This window comes from Intestinimonas massiliensis (ex Afouda et al. 2020) (assembly GCF_900626285.1).
GTDB classification, from domain to species: domain Bacteria; phylum Bacillota; class Clostridia; order Oscillospirales; family Oscillospiraceae; genus Flavonifractor; species Flavonifractor massiliensis_A.
Window position 1 is genome coordinate 2,565,161 of the sequence record NZ_LR131147.1, and the last position, 12,988, is coordinate 2,578,148.

The 12,988-nt window shown below is 49.9% G+C and carries 19 protein-coding genes; 8 read left to right on the forward strand and 11 right to left on the reverse strand.

What is annotated here, in order from left to right; all coding sequences use genetic code 11:
• Positions 1-5: 5 nt before the first annotated feature.
• The 9 genes from E0E41_RS12680 to E0E41_RS12715 form a co-directional block, all read right to left on the reverse strand.
• On the reverse strand, positions 6-1,040 hold the full coding sequence (locus E0E41_RS12680; RefSeq protein WP_033117910.1) for a YqaJ viral recombinase family protein: 1,035 nt from the start codon (positions 1,038-1,040) through the stop codon (positions 6-8).
• 2 nt (positions 1,041-1,042) lie between these two features.
• Positions 1,043-1,585 (reverse strand): hypothetical protein, encoded by a 543-nt coding sequence (locus E0E41_RS12685; protein ID WP_033117911.1) that lies wholly within the window; start codon positions 1,583-1,585, stop codon positions 1,043-1,045.
• Complete coding sequence (locus E0E41_RS12690) at positions 1,586-1,813, reverse strand: hypothetical protein (protein WP_075703406.1); 228 nt, start codon at positions 1,811-1,813, stop codon at positions 1,586-1,588.
• Positions 1,814-1,818: 5 nt separating this feature from the next.
• Positions 1,819-2,976, reverse strand: a complete 1,158-nt coding sequence (locus tag E0E41_RS12695; protein ID WP_033117913.1) for a hypothetical protein — start codon at positions 2,974-2,976, stop codon at positions 1,819-1,821.
• 374 nt (positions 2,977-3,350) lie between these two features.
• Positions 3,351-3,560, reverse strand: coding sequence for an S-layer homology domain-containing protein (locus tag E0E41_RS12700; RefSeq protein WP_033117914.1), 210 nt, complete (start codon positions 3,558-3,560; stop codon positions 3,351-3,353).
• 61 nt (positions 3,561-3,621) lie between these two features.
• Positions 3,622-3,888, reverse strand: coding sequence for an IreB family regulatory phosphoprotein (locus E0E41_RS12705; RefSeq protein ID WP_033117915.1), 267 nt, complete (start codon positions 3,886-3,888; stop codon positions 3,622-3,624).
• A gap of 18 nt (positions 3,889-3,906) precedes the next feature.
• The gene (locus E0E41_RS18555; protein ID WP_156113768.1) at positions 3,907-4,065 is read right to left on the reverse strand and encodes a hypothetical protein; all 159 of its coding nucleotides are present in this window, start codon (positions 4,063-4,065) and stop codon (positions 3,907-3,909) included.
• 62 nt (positions 4,066-4,127) lie between these two features.
• The gene (locus E0E41_RS12710) at positions 4,128-4,667 is read right to left on the reverse strand and encodes an ImmA/IrrE family metallo-endopeptidase (RefSeq protein ID WP_033117916.1); all 540 of its coding nucleotides are present in this window, start codon (positions 4,665-4,667) and stop codon (positions 4,128-4,130) included.
• 110 nt (positions 4,668-4,777) lie between these two features.
• Positions 4,778-5,215: a helix-turn-helix domain-containing protein gene (locus E0E41_RS12715; RefSeq protein ID WP_033117917.1), complete on the reverse strand. Its 438-nt coding sequence runs from the start codon at positions 5,213-5,215 to the stop codon at positions 4,778-4,780.
• A 253-nt stretch (positions 5,216-5,468) separates the two neighbouring features.
• On the opposite strand from E0E41_RS12715, the gene E0E41_RS12720 reads away from it, so the two are divergent.
• The 6 genes from E0E41_RS12720 (at position 5,469) to E0E41_RS12745 (ending at position 8,752) form a co-directional block, all read left to right on the forward strand.
• A complete protein-coding gene (locus E0E41_RS12720; RefSeq protein WP_033117918.1) occupies positions 5,469-6,014 on the forward strand; it encodes a hypothetical protein in 546 nt (181 codons plus the stop codon).
• A 122-nt stretch (positions 6,015-6,136) separates the two neighbouring features.
• Positions 6,137-6,754 carry a hypothetical protein gene (locus tag E0E41_RS12725; protein WP_033117919.1) on the forward strand — a complete coding sequence of 206 codons (618 nt, stop codon included), beginning with the start codon at positions 6,137-6,139 and terminating at the stop codon, positions 6,752-6,754.
• A gap of 113 nt (positions 6,755-6,867) precedes the next feature.
• A complete protein-coding gene (locus E0E41_RS12730; protein WP_033117920.1) occupies positions 6,868-7,797 on the forward strand; it encodes a ParM/StbA family protein in 930 nt (309 codons plus the stop codon).
• Positions 7,784-8,107 (forward strand): hypothetical protein, encoded by a 324-nt coding sequence (locus E0E41_RS12735; protein WP_033117921.1) that lies wholly within the window; start codon positions 7,784-7,786, stop codon positions 8,105-8,107. Before E0E41_RS12730 ends, E0E41_RS12735 begins: the two co-directional genes overlap by 14 nt.
• A gap of 15 nt (positions 8,108-8,122) precedes the next feature.
• Complete coding sequence (locus E0E41_RS12740; protein ID WP_033117922.1) at positions 8,123-8,515, forward strand: hypothetical protein; 393 nt, start codon at positions 8,123-8,125, stop codon at positions 8,513-8,515.
• 18 nt (positions 8,516-8,533) lie between these two features.
• The gene (locus E0E41_RS12745) at positions 8,534-8,752 is read left to right on the forward strand and encodes a DUF5348 domain-containing protein (RefSeq protein WP_033117993.1); all 219 of its coding nucleotides are present in this window, start codon (positions 8,534-8,536) and stop codon (positions 8,750-8,752) included.
• A 162-nt stretch (positions 8,753-8,914) separates the two neighbouring features.
• Here the strand turns inward: E0E41_RS12745 and E0E41_RS12750 are convergent, their stop codons facing one another.
• Positions 8,915-10,327, reverse strand: a complete 1,413-nt coding sequence (locus tag E0E41_RS12750) for an NYN domain-containing protein (protein WP_033117923.1) — start codon at positions 10,325-10,327, stop codon at positions 8,915-8,917.
• 143 nt (positions 10,328-10,470) lie between these two features.
• Here E0E41_RS12750 and E0E41_RS12755 point away from each other — a divergent pair, with 143 nt between their 5' ends.
• Positions 10,471-11,148, forward strand: coding sequence for a DUF3990 domain-containing protein (locus tag E0E41_RS12755; RefSeq protein WP_075705380.1), 678 nt, complete (start codon positions 10,471-10,473; stop codon positions 11,146-11,148).
• Positions 11,129-11,773, forward strand: coding sequence for a helix-turn-helix domain-containing protein (locus E0E41_RS12760; RefSeq protein ID WP_033117924.1), 645 nt, complete (start codon positions 11,129-11,131; stop codon positions 11,771-11,773). The genes E0E41_RS12755 and E0E41_RS12760 overlap by 20 nt, the downstream gene beginning before the upstream one ends.
• 40 nt (positions 11,774-11,813) lie before the next feature.
• On the opposite strand, the gene E0E41_RS12765 is transcribed toward E0E41_RS12760, so the two are convergent.
• On the reverse strand, positions 11,814-12,938 hold the full coding sequence (locus E0E41_RS12765) for a hypothetical protein (RefSeq protein WP_033117925.1): 1,125 nt from the start codon (positions 12,936-12,938) through the stop codon (positions 11,814-11,816).
• Positions 12,939-12,988 lie beyond the last annotated feature (50 nt).

Below are 12,988 nucleotides of genomic sequence, written 5' to 3' on the forward strand. Positions count from 1 at the left end.
CCCCTTTACAGGCTGCTCTTTTTCACATCGAATGTGCGGTATTCGGTCACATCCGCAAAATCGCGGTAGATCTCCGGATACTGCGCACGCAGCTGGGACAGCTGGGTCTTGGAAATGCCTTCCCGATACCCAGGGACATAGGAAACGTCATAGATTCCATCATTGCCCTGGCAGGAGGCCTTGCATGCGGTACCCATCAGCTCTACGATCGGGGCATACGCACTCTTGATTTTGCTGCCCAACTGCCGCGATTGCCGATCCAGTTCGATCTTCTCCTCTTTCCATGCGATGATCTGCTCCAGTTGGCTGGCAAAATGCTCTTCCAACTGAATGCAGGGAGCATTCTTATCTGCCAGACCCGAAAAACTGCGGATGGTCTCAAGCACCAAATCGGGCTTTTCCGTCAGCGGAGGCTCTTTACGCAGGCAGACATAATTTTTCCAGAAGTCCTCCAGGAAGTAGATCGTGTTTTCCTCGTCATCAAGGTCGCGATCAATACGCTGCCACACGAAATCATCTTCATGGTTGGAAAAGAGGCATGCAATGTATGCGACATCGATGTTCATAACGCTCATGTAGTGGCGCACCTGGAGCTCGTAATGGCGCGGCACACTTCCGTTGGCCCAGAGATACTGCATGTTGTAGTGGGCCGTCTTACACTCCAAAATGGCTTTCCTGCCATCCGGGAGGATAAGAAATCTGTCCACATCAGCCAGCAGGAACGGGAAAAGCGGATGCTGATACATCGTCTGATCCCGGTATACTGTGAACCCGGTCTTCTTGGAAAAGATCTGAGCAACCACATCCTCCAGCAGGTGGCCAATGGCAAATGTGATGGACTTGTCCGGCTGCTCGACAGTTGGTTCAACCCCAATCTTGTCGAAGTACAGATCTCGTGCCGTTTTGTATGGAGAAAGATGAAGGGCGGCAGCGACATCGCTACCGCCAATTCCCTTCTTCCGCCAGGCAAGCCACTCCTCCTCCGTTAAGGTGGAGGTATCCACAAGAGCAATCGGCTTATAATTCAAATCCAGCGCCATAGTTACATCTCCTCGCTCATTTCAAATTCGGTGCCGCCGCATTCAGAACACTCCAAATCGTCCAGGGTCTCAAAATCTGCCATGGACTCGATCTGGCCGCAGTTCTTGCAGCGAGCATTGTGTAGTGAATCTGCCTGGCATATGAGGACACCAATCCGGTTGCATTGGATCAGCTCCTGAAAACCTTCCGATGCAGCTTTTGTGCGGATTATGACATCGACCTGGTCTTCCACACAGGCATCTGCCAACCCGGCACACTGTCCGGGATACTTCATGGAATAGAGCCCCGCAAGGCAATAAGCCGCAGACCACGCAAACTCCGGATAGACTCGATACTCCCGCTCTTCGCCTTCCGGCACATCCAAAAAGACACTATCGAGATCTTCCTGGATCTTATCGCGGCTCTCATAGAGTACGCTCCGAGCAAAGTATCTTACGCCCGGTACAGTCGATGGCTCAGCATCATAGAGGAACCGGTTCAAGAACGCCTCAATGGAGGCTTTCGTCCCGGTCACATCAACGATTCCACTTGCCCAATCAGACATTTATTCACCCCCGTTCTTCTTCAAATACGCTTGAATTTCCTTGCTGCGGGCTTCATCATGGCACTCCATTGCAATGGTATCCACCATAATGGAATCATCCACATAGCTGCCTTCAGGCAACGGGCATTCCGGGCCAAGCGCATACTCGATTGCCTCGTGCAATGACTTGGCCTCCACATCCATATGCCCGTACATCTGCCAAACCAAAGGGACACGATAGATTCCCATGACGCTCACCACTTGAAGTCGCCTGGCCGATCGTACTCATGCCAGTTGATGCGCAGAGCACGCGCGATGTTTTCTTCCAGCTGTGCAATGCGGTAGGCGCTGGCGCCTTCGCACTGCGCAAGGAAAATCACATCCGACATGGCCAGATAGAGCTGATAGGCATTACATCCAGAGCTTACACCAGACTGGCCGGCGAAAAGGTCTGCCACCTCATAGCTCATTTTCTTGGTGATGCCGATACGCTTGAGAACCCCGAGCATTGTGGTATAGGGATAGCGGATCTCCACATTCAGCAACTGTTGCTGCCGTTCGATCGACTCCTTGAAGCAGGCATAGAGCTGATCCATACTGGACGCGAAGGCATCCAGGTCTGCACCGTTCTTATGGTCCAGTTTCAGAGGATCCCCCAGCGGAATGATTCGATTGCTGCCGCCCAGAAGCAGGATGGGATACAGGTTGGCCGCACTCACGCCGACATCCGACGTAGTAAAGCGCAGCCCTGGCCGGGCAGACATTGCCTCGGTCACACCCTTTTCCGCAACGGCCTGCCGGTAGGTCTCCATCAGCTCATTGGCCTGGCCATCCAGACTCCAGATGGATGTTACGATGGAATGGTCGAAATTGGCTGTCAGGAAGTGATTTCCCGCAAAGTCTCGATCCAGAATAGACCGGACACACTGGACCAGCGGAAGAATCTCCAGAATGGCGTAATCCTTCGGGTCCCCGCCGTGTACTGCAGAAACCTTGTCATCCGCCACCTTGATGAGACTGTCCCCGGAAGCGACATCCATGCAGTAGTTCAGGATCTGTGTGAAGATCGACTTGGATACCTTGTTCAGGGCGTGCCCGGAAATGCGGGCCCGTTCCAGAATCGACTTGATTGCACAGGATCGCACAGGGTAAGTCTCACCGTTGACCTTGAGCAACAAGCTGGTGTTCTCCATCGTGTCGGCAATAATTTCCGCGCGGTCGTCGTGGTCATAGAGCTTCAGGTACAGTTCGCCCATCTGCGTGTTCTTCTCCAAGGACTCGAACACGAGGTTCCGGGACGGCGCTGTCATCCAGCGGCTGTTCTCTTTCCGTTCCTTTAGGAATTGAATGAAATCACCTGGGTCATCAAATGTGCGTCGGAAGTTGTCTGCGTAAATTTTCTGGTCTGTCATTGGTCAATACCGCCTTTCAAATTATTCTCAAATCCGCTGTTCAAACGGAATTTGGACAAAAAAATAGCACTTCGATTTGCGTCATCACAAATCAAAGCGCACTTTTGCGGCCCCCTACCTGTCCGGTTGGAGTGCCTTTCCATTTTTGCGAGCCTTACATGACTCGCTAATCACTGCTTAGTTAGATTCCCAAGGGGAAAGATTTTCTAATAAGTACAAAGGAATCATACCATGTAGTGAAGATTACAACAATCATACCAGAAATTACGCCGCCGCCCATCTGCCTATAATCAGAAATCTCACAGAAGAATTCAAAAAACACCATGGACATTGTAAAGGCGCCTGCGAACATTCGCAGGCGCCTTCTAGTGCAGTTACCAGACTACATATTCCTCACAGAACCGCATGAGCATCACCGCCGCCTGGGTGCGGGTGGCCTGGCCCTGGGGAGTGAGGATGGAGCCGTCGCCGGTACCGTTGATGATTCCGGCGCCCACGGCCCACTGCATGGCAGGGATGGCATACTCACTGAGATCGGCCACATCCGTATAGGACAGGATATTGGTGTCCTCACCGATGGACACATCATAGCCCTGCTCTTGGACATTGTGTGGTTCAAACCATGTGGGAAATCTATGATACTGTTCATCCGCACCTTTCACCAGCCGGGAGGATCTGTTCTTCGTGCTTGATATCAGGTTCCATGAGCTGATATTCCTCCAGATAATATGACACGATATCCGCCAATAAATCTGTTCGATTGATTTGGCCGGCCAGTGTTCTTGCACCGTTATAATTCGTGATGTAGGTCGGATCACCGGTCAGAAGGAATCCAACGATCTGGCTAATAGGTGAATAACCACGCTGCATGAGCGCTGCATGAATCTGTTGTAATCTCTCGGCATCAGACACGTCAGAAGCCCCCTCTCGTTATTGAATCCGAAAGCCCTGTTCTACCGCATCCAACACATACTTCAGCATCTTTTCCCGCTCCTCAAATACCCGCAGCTCGGCGTGCGCGAAATCGCGGAAGGAGATGACACGATTTTCCCAATCCACCCAGCATACCTTCTCTTTGGTAGCTATCATCTTCATACCCCCATAAGGACTTTGCGTGATAGTATTTCACGGCATTCACCGGAATCTGCGGTTCAGATCAGAGGCTTACTAATATCCCGTTTGAGAAAATCCGACTGCGCAATATAGAGCGCATTGACACGATGCCCCTGTTGTTTGAGTAGTCTTAATTTGAAATCCAGAAGTTCCGGAGGTACATTCAGCAAGCTGGCCATTTGGAAAAAGTCCGCCTGACTGTTTGCCACATCAAAGAGCGATGTATCATCTATCAGGAACTCCGCAGCAAAGATATTTGCCTCCCGTTCAAGAAAATCGGTCTCATCCAGGTAGGACAGTTCATGAAACGTGCGGATCCTGCGATCCACATGCAGAACTCCATGTGCCAACTCATGCGGCAGAATCACATTTTGGATTCGTTCATCAAGATCGCTATTCAGAACAGCAACTTTGATCCTATCCTGAACCATGAAAAAACCTTTACAGGCTTTTTCACTGATTCCCATGGAGAATTTGGAAACACGAATCCCCAACGCGTCACACATCTCCGCCGCATCCGATGTCTTGAACTTGATCTTCAGACGAGCCACTTCACGCTTGATATCCTCTGCACGCATTTCCAGCACCTCGATTCAAAACAGACCGATTTCACCTGGTACGGTCATAGTAACAGTTTCGTTGTCCCATAATCTGTACTCCATCGGGGATCCCCCTAATGAGGCTCAGATTACTTGCGATACTTCTTCGGTGTGAACTTGTTGCGTGCCTCTTCTTTGCACTCCAGATACGCCTGCATGACTGCCTGGAAGAACAGATCCTTCTCTTCCTGAGGGATATCACCGCCAGCAAACATGGTTTGCACACCGGAGAGGAGACTACCCATGTCATCTGCTCCCTTCCGCCCATATTGTTCTCGTGCCGCCTCAATGTATGGAGCCTCTTCCAAGCCATAGGTTGGATCTTCAATCTCCGGATTCAGCAGATACGCTTCGGCTACACCGAGTACAGTTGCCAACTTATGCAAGTTTAGGCCACGAGGCGTGACAGAATCCGTTTCATACTTGGAAACTGTACGTACAGTGAGCCCTGTTTTTTCCGATAAATCAGCCTGTGTTAAGTTGAGACGGATGCGGCACTCACGAATCTTTTCGCCAATTGTTTTCATTGAGTCGTCCTCTTTCTGCCGGTGATCTCTCGGTCGAAATTTCAAAACTTCTATTGACAACCCTCGAGTCACCTGCTATTTTGATTATAGAACTTAAAGGAACTTTCAGGAATGTGTTAGAACTTAATTGCATTATAAAGGGACTTTATTGTGTTGTCAAGCAGAACGAACAGGAACTTTGTAGAATTTACGTTGAAATTATGTGAATGGAGCGTATGTCCGGCTGAACGATACACAAAGGGAGGTAAGCGCATTGGATAAGTTCACACTTTTTCTTCAGAAGTTAGACATTTTACAGAATGTCACAGACGAAGAAGTCCAGAAGACAGAAACCTTACTGCGGGTATATGGCCCTATGCTGCGGGCTGCCGCGCAAAGCCTGGGTGAATTGGATGAGATGTGTTACGAGGGGCGCCGACAATCCATTACCGATTTTATCAATCTGGCCATCGACTATGACCACGATACAGACCGGAAACGCATTGCGGAACGACTGACCGATATGGGTCACTCCATGCAGCTGCTCTCTATCCTGGAATCTGCACTGCTCTTAGTCAAAGAAGACCAGCGCCATGGGGAACTCTACTACAAAATCCTTTTCGGCCGGTATTTTAATGCGTATTGCAGGACAAATGAAGATGCGTTCCTGACGCTTGGTATGCCTTCATCCACATACTACCGGCACTCCAAAAAGGCTGTGCGGATGTATGCCGCCTATCTGTGGTGCATCATCATTCCCGACTTGGTTCTGAAGGAACAGATGCGAAACCATAAAACTTCTGCAGCAGCTGAGGCATGAAGTGGGAGGTGAAATGGGAGAGAATGTGGAAGTCAAATGGGAGAACAAATGGCAGTAAAATGGAGGTGAAATTGGCAGACAGCTGGCATTGAAGGTGACATTTTAACCAGGTATAATTGACTATGCTGGAGAGCATTCGGGTTCTTGGAGTCATCCAAGAGCCCTTTTTTCATACTCTCACCAGCCAATACGGGAGCATGAGCCGAGTCGCTGCACAAAGCAGCAACTCGGCTTTTTTGCTGCCCAAATTGGGGAGCATGGCCAATGCGTACGACCTGTTGGGCCCGAGGGCCTCCTTCAAGTTGTTCAAATCCCAAAAATTTGAACAACTTGGAGGAATTATGAAAACGATTAGAATTAAGGATTACTATGGCGTCGAGCAAGTGGTTCCCGTGAGTGATGAGGTCTATGAAGAGTGGCTTGAGCTTCAGCGCGAGGAAGATCGCCAGCGCAAACGGATCTCTTACCATCACTACGGTGTCCCCCTTGATGATGTGTTAATCAACATGGCTGCAACCGGCCCTGATCCCGTATCGGATGAGGTCGTGCGCCGCGATGAGGCTGTACGTCTCTACGAGGCCATCAGCAAGTTGACGCCCATCCAGCGGCGCCGCGTCATGATGCTCCTGGAGGATATGAACTGCTGGCAGATTGCAAAGGCCGAAGGCAGGGATCCCTCTGTGATCTACCGCTCTGTGGAAAAGAGTTTTCTGCGTTTACGTATTCTCCTCAAAGGTTAATTGATCCCAGGGGGGCAGCCGTCCCTGGCTGTCCCCCGCTCTCCTCGCATTGTTGTTACTTGACGACGATGTGCGTAAATAGAAATAGAGTTCAATCAGCAGGAGGTCATCGTATGATTATTTCAGTAGATCACGGCAACAAGAGCATCAAAACACCGCATTTGCTCTTCACGTCCGGACTGGTCGAATCCGAAAACCAGCCCGGAATCAAAACGGACTGTATTTTTTGGGACGGAAAATACTATTCATTGACGGAAAAGCGCATCTCTTATTTACGGGACAAGACTGAGGATGACCGGTTCTTTGTGCTTACACTGTTCGCCATTGCCAAAGAGCTGGAGTATGCCGGCATCAAGGAACCCGATGATACGGTAGATGTCACGCTCCTGATCGGGCTGCCGCCCGCACATTATGGCCAGCTTCACGCGCGGTTCGAACAGTACTTCCTGAGAAAACACGAAGTGGTAGATTTCGAGTACAATGGCCGCTACTACTCCATCCGGATCGGAAAGGTAGTGAGTTATACCCAGGCTCTGGCGGCCGCAGTTACGAGGTTCGGTGAACTTAAAAAACACGCCTCCTCCTATATCATCGATATCGGCGGCTATACCGTCGATGTCCTGAAACTGAGGTATGGCAAGCCAGACCTGGCTGTGGTCGAAAGTTTTGAGCAGGGTGTGATTACGCTCTACAACAGCATCTTCAGCCAGTGTAATTCCCAGTATGCTCTTCATCTGGAAGACTGCGATATTGACGAGGTCATCAAAGGTGAACCCACGATTCTGCCGGGAGAGGTGCAGATCCTGATTCGAAAGATGGCCAGTCAGTTCCTGACCGAGTTCTGCAATTTCCTTGGTGAGCGCAGCATCGATCTGAAGGTCAGCAAATGCGTCTTCGCCGGCGGTGGCTCTCTGCTGCTTCGTCAGATCATCGAACGCAGCGATAAGATCGGGTTCCCGATCTTTATCGAAGACATCCATGCCAATGCCGTCGGCTATGATCTTCTCTATAAGAGTGAGGTGGCAGTCCATGGCGGCCAGTAATCATCGCCCCAGAATCTCTCTCCAATTCAATGACTTCGACTTCCGGCACCGGAAGGTATTGGAGATTCTTCGAGCCAGGCCCCGCAACATGACGGATATGGTTGTGAATGCAATCCTGCACTTTATCAGCTGTCCGGATGCTGAACAGGAGTACAACAAGGAGTCCATGAAGAAGATTATTCGGGAGGTCATCTTGGAAATGCAGGCAGAAGGCAGCCTTGGCGTTTGTTCGCCGTCCTCCGAGCTGGATGAACCTGCGGCCGATCCGGATCTCAGTGATATGATGGCCGCATTCCGAAATCAAGCATGACCAGAGGGGTGCAAAATGAAGCACATCACAATCGATAACCTCGAACATATCCCGGAGTCCGCAACCTTCCAGGATCTTCGATATCTCCATGGTACAGGCCGGTCGAAAACATCCATAGGTGCATATGGGCGCAAGCATAGTGACTACCGCTTTGGTGCACAGACCGAGATCGGCGACATTGAGATTTCGGTGTGGGAAGCTGCGATGCACCGGCTCATTCAAAGCAGCGGGGAAGAGGCGCTGTACCAAGCACTTCTCGCTTGGGTTGAGGCGGATACCCCGTGGTTGCACACCAAGAAAGAGCGCGAGCTGTATGCCTTAGAACTGCACTCCGCTCGCATCTTTGAACTTCCAGAATGGGTTGCCAAGCAGGAGTTTGAAGAGAACTACATGCCCAAAAGAGATTAGGAGGGAAACTATATGCCCATGAAACAGCGCTGCGGCGTACTGGTCTACAACAAGGAGAGGGATCGGATCGATATCCGATTTGACCTTAACAACTACTATGGCGGACTGCACTGCGGCCAGTGTTTTGATGTGATGGTCGGTGGGCGCTGGGTGCCTACTCGCATTGAAATGGCCAGCACTTGGTACCTGGTGGGAATCCAGACGGATAATCTGATTGGCTTGAGGGTGAGAATCTAAGTAAATTTGAAAACGCAAAAGAAGGGCAGACTTCGTATAGAAGTCCGCCCTTCTTCCCGCTATTTGTTATTTGCAATCTATCCGCCTATTATTTCCATAGAGCTTATAGGAACGGGACAGCCAACTTTTATTACTGTCCCGTTCTCCACCTTATTTATTTCCTCAGAGTGGCCCCAGCTGGACTTCCACATTCCCCTCTCTGTCCACATTCAGTCGCATGGGTCTAAGATAGCGATCGTAAAACTGCGCCTGCTCACCGGTAGAGAGCTCGGCCCTGGTGCGGCGGATGGCCTCTTGAAACAATTCCTGGATATTGAAATGGACTGCTTCGTCCAAGCTCTTTCTGACCTCATTCAAAACCGCCTGAATGCGAATCTCGTCGCTGTTTCCGGTGCAGAAGTCGTCCATATAGCAATAGGTAATACCCGCATCAATCATGGCTCGCTTGATATCCGGCCCGCACTTGTCCGACTCCACAAGAACCAGGAAATGTGCCTCCGGCATGGCCGAGATCAGTCCCCAGTAGTCTGAGTCACTGGAGGCCAGAATGAAGGAGTCTGTGTTATTCTGAAAGAATTCGCGGCATGTGCCGGTGGTGAGCCGGATATCTACCAAGGACTTGTTTTCTTTGATGCGCTCAATCATGTTGTGCTCAATCGGGATCTGGGTGAATTTCTCAAGAATCTTCCAGGCAGTGGTGGTGTGGACATCATCATAGAGGATGATTTTGCTGATCTTCCCAAGAAGTGCAGCCTGATCCAGATTGTTCAGGGTGGCATAAAGTTTATAGGGGTCTGCGTTCTCACAGTCCACGACGATTGCTGTCCGATTGCTTCGCTCCAGGAAGTCATAGATTCCGTTTTTGGCTATGAGCCCTGCATCTGTGACCTTGCTCATGTCCGTGAAGTAGTCCTCATGGTGCTCATAGAGGAGCCGGACGAATTTCTTATCGTTATATAGGATGTTACCCACATCGGATGGAGCTGACCAGTTCATGTAAACTTGATAGGGATAGATCTCTTTATGGGCATAATAGTCAGCGGCAGCGCCTTTGGCGCCTTTCTCCGTTGTACCGCCTGGCATGATAAACAGTTGGCGGATGTAAGACCAATTCAGCCAGATGGGGAAAAGGTTCTTGCAGTTGTTGATCCGGTTTGCGATATGGCTGTTGATGTCTATAATGTACTGAATGGGCTGAGCATTGGCTCGATAGATGGAAAGGCCATCTGCCGACAGCTGATCGATACATTCTCTCGGAATATACTCCGGCATACTGGCAATGCCCTTCAAATCATACCGCATAGCCTGATAGATGTTCCGGTAGTTGCGCTCAAATGCTGTCCGCAGCATACAGAGGTTCCGAATGATCCGGGCATTCTTATCTTTTTCAAGCGCCTCATACCACTCCATCTTCGGGGGCTCATGCTCATTTTCAAAGATATGGAACGGAACACCGATGAGATATGCGAACTTGGAGATCACCATATAGGTACCATTCTCATATAACGCATATCGGGAACGATCTGCAGTTTCCTCGCCATACAACACTTCGGCAATCAGCTGCTCCTCTTTCACAAGCCATTGTCCCCCTTGCATTGATTGTCCTTTTTAGTTTATTATACGGGAATGGCAATGGAAAGACAACTGTTCACCCCGTTATCCAACCGAGTTGACTTTATACTCCTAAAGGAGTATAATTCTTTTGAGGAGGTGGCAGTATGATCCGTCAGTTATTTCATGGATCCCCCAGCATCATAGAGAAGCCCCAATTTGGTTATGGTAAAGTATATAATGACTATGGCCTGGGGTTTTACTGTACCGACAGTCTGGAAATGGCAAAAGAATGGGGCGTGGCTCAGAATCGGAACGGGTATGCCAACCGCTATGAGCTGGACTGTGAAGGTCTCAAAATTTTGGATCTGAACGGACCTTCTTTCAATATCCTCCACTGGCTCGCTGTTCTTTTGGAAAACCGTGAGTTTGACGTGCCCTCCGGACTGGCGCTGGAGGCCAAAGAATATATCCTGAATACTTTTCGCGTAGATTATCAGTCACAGGATGCCATCATCGGATATCGCGCCGATGACAGTTATTTTTCCTTTGCCCAGGACTTTATCAACGGTACGATCTCCTATCGGCAGCTCAACAATGCGATGCATCTGGGAAAACTGGGTCAGCAATTCGTTTTGAAGAGCAAACAGGCATTTGATCGGATTCAATTCCTTGGTTATGAAGTGGCTGATCATGATGAATGGTACGCAAAAAAGATGCTGCGAGATCGGTCAGCCCGACGCGAGTACTTCAGCGTTGAACGCAACAAGCGGCAGCGTGGCGATCTGTATATCACGCAGATTTTGGACGAGGAGATGAAGCCCGATGATGAACGCTTACGATAAGGTTTATCTGGAGAAGGCGCGCACTGCCCTCGGGCGTATGCTGGACTTTGCGGTGCATGACCTGGGATACAGTCTGGAGACGTTTTATGACCTCTTTTTGGCCTCCGGTATCGCAGATCGATTTGGCCGTGGTGACTTCACAGTCATCGTTGGTCAGTCCGGAGTAGAGCTTGCCTATGATGTTCTGGAGCAATCCGGCATCAGCAGAAAGCGGGTCAAACCAAACTATCCGGTTGACCGCAGCGTTGAATACTGGACTGGCTGGGCCCTGGCCTATTATCAATGGGAGACAGGACTTTCCTTTGAGGAGATCGATGCCTATATTCCCATTCGGCAAGTGTCCGCACTGTATCATCCCTACCATGAGATGGACATTCGCCAATTCTGTGATCGGATGAACGAGTTATACCGGGTTGCGAAACCGGATACCAACCTAAAGCTGCGCCGGCAGAAGGTGAAGCTCACCCAGAAAGAGTTGGCCGATGCGTCCGGAGTGCCCATCCGGACAATCCAGCAATACGAACAGCGCCAGAAAAACATCAATAAAGCACAAGTCGAATACCTTGTAATGCTTGCCAGAATTCTGTGCTGCGACATAGAAGATATTCTCGAAAAGGTCGTATAAAAACCGCTCCCTCCTTTGCTCGGAGGGAGCGGCTGCTGGTTTATAGGTATTGTTGATATGGCTCCAGTGCAGCCTCGGCGCTCTTCAGACGTCGTTCCAAACTCCCATCCATCTGCAGCAGCTTAGCGTTGCTCTGAACAAGGAGGTCGTCCTCAGTGCCCAGTCTCAGAAAGCCGCCGCCAAGCGAGGGTAAGAGCATGAATTTTTTGGGTTCTGCCTGTGCTGGGAACTGAATGGAAATAGCCTGTCCCTCCATGGAGACAATTGTGCCGGTGCCATACACCTTGTGGATGATGTTTGAGCCTGCCTGTAAGTGAGATAGGATTACTGCCCGGATTTCTTCCAGGCACTCAAAGTCGGCACGAGCTTGCTCATACGATTCCTTCAGTGCGGCTGCCTTTTCCATCCGCTCACGATGGAGTTTCTTTTCTGTTCCCTTGGGGTGATCGTACTGGATGCCATCATAGAGGTTATAGACTTGGGATGAGTAGATCATATCAAAGGCTAAAACATGATAGGCCGGATCCTCATAGAGCTGATCAGCATTTTCCTCGTATCGGCTCATGTGGGTTTGGAGCAATGCTGGTGAGTCCTTTATTGCGGCTACCAGTTCATCACACATCCGATAATACACATCCAGTTTGAAGTTTGCGCCAGCTCCCCAATCATCGAGGAACTCAACACAGTCAGCAAATTCGTGAGCCTGGGTAGCCTTATAGAGGTAATTGTGCTCTGGATCATGAAAAAACAGGTAAGCCATCACAGAGCGCTGGTCGTTAGTATATCTCCAGCTCCCAGGCGCATATTTTGCCTTTAATTCTTCGCTCGATTGGATGAATGCAATGATCTTCTCCTGCCGTTCCGCGAGATTTTCACCGTCATCAGCAAAGAGATCCCGGAACATTTTCCGAACGGTCTCCGGTTCTTCCTTTGCGTAAGATACCAAAGCATAGAAGGGCTGCTGGTTGGCACTGTCGATGAGGTTCTCGCTGGCCTTCCACGCCTCATAAAGCATTCCAGGTAGATCGGGTGCTTCCAGGTTGAAAGACTCACGGTATTGTTCAACTGCCGCCCATTTGTATGTCTCATTATTATCTGGATTATTGATGTACTCAAACTTTTCTATATAGTTGGAGAACAACTGGTTCAGCCGCATTTTATTCATATCGATCCCCCGGAGTGATTGTTAAATAGGATATATACTATTATAATCAG

Bases quoted from the DNA above. Each gene is read 5' to 3' on its own strand.
- E0E41_RS12680 (WP_033117910.1), bottom strand. From the start codon at position 1,040: ATGGCGCTGGATTTGAATTATAAGCCGATTGCTCTTGTGGATACCTCC.
- E0E41_RS12685 (WP_033117911.1), bottom strand. From the start codon at position 1,585: ATGTCTGATTGGGCAAGTGGAATCGTTGATGTGACCGGGACGAAAGCC.
- E0E41_RS12690 (WP_075703406.1), bottom strand. From the start codon at position 1,813: ATGGGAATCTATCGTGTCCCTTTGGTTTGGCAGATGTACGGGCATATG.
- E0E41_RS12695 (WP_033117913.1), bottom strand. From the start codon at position 2,976: ATGACAGACCAGAAAATTTACGCAGACAACTTCCGACGCACATTTGAT.
- E0E41_RS18555 (WP_156113768.1), bottom strand. From the start codon at position 4,065: ATGATAGCTACCAAAGAGAAGGTATGCTGGGTGGATTGGGAAAATCGT.
- E0E41_RS12710 (WP_033117916.1), bottom strand. From the start codon at position 4,667: ATGCGTGCAGAGGATATCAAGCGTGAAGTGGCTCGTCTGAAGATCAAG.
- E0E41_RS12715 (WP_033117917.1), bottom strand. From the start codon at position 5,215: ATGAAAACAATTGGCGAAAAGATTCGTGAGTGCCGCATCCGTCTCAAC.
- E0E41_RS12725 (WP_033117919.1), top strand. From the start codon at position 6,137: ATGCTGGAGAGCATTCGGGTTCTTGGAGTCATCCAAGAGCCCTTTTTT.
- E0E41_RS12730 (WP_033117920.1), top strand. From the start codon at position 6,868: ATGATTATTTCAGTAGATCACGGCAACAAGAGCATCAAAACACCGCAT.
- E0E41_RS12735 (WP_033117921.1), top strand. From the start codon at position 7,784: ATGGCGGCCAGTAATCATCGCCCCAGAATCTCTCTCCAATTCAATGAC.
- E0E41_RS12740 (WP_033117922.1), top strand. From the start codon at position 8,123: ATGAAGCACATCACAATCGATAACCTCGAACATATCCCGGAGTCCGCA.
- E0E41_RS12745 (WP_033117993.1), top strand. From the start codon at position 8,534: ATGAAACAGCGCTGCGGCGTACTGGTCTACAACAAGGAGAGGGATCGG.
- E0E41_RS12755 (WP_075705380.1), top strand. From the start codon at position 10,471: ATGATCCGTCAGTTATTTCATGGATCCCCCAGCATCATAGAGAAGCCC.
- E0E41_RS12760 (WP_033117924.1), top strand. From the start codon at position 11,129: ATGATGAACGCTTACGATAAGGTTTATCTGGAGAAGGCGCGCACTGCC.
- E0E41_RS12765 (WP_033117925.1), bottom strand. From the start codon at position 12,938: ATGAATAAAATGCGGCTGAACCAGTTGTTCTCCAACTATATAGAAAAG.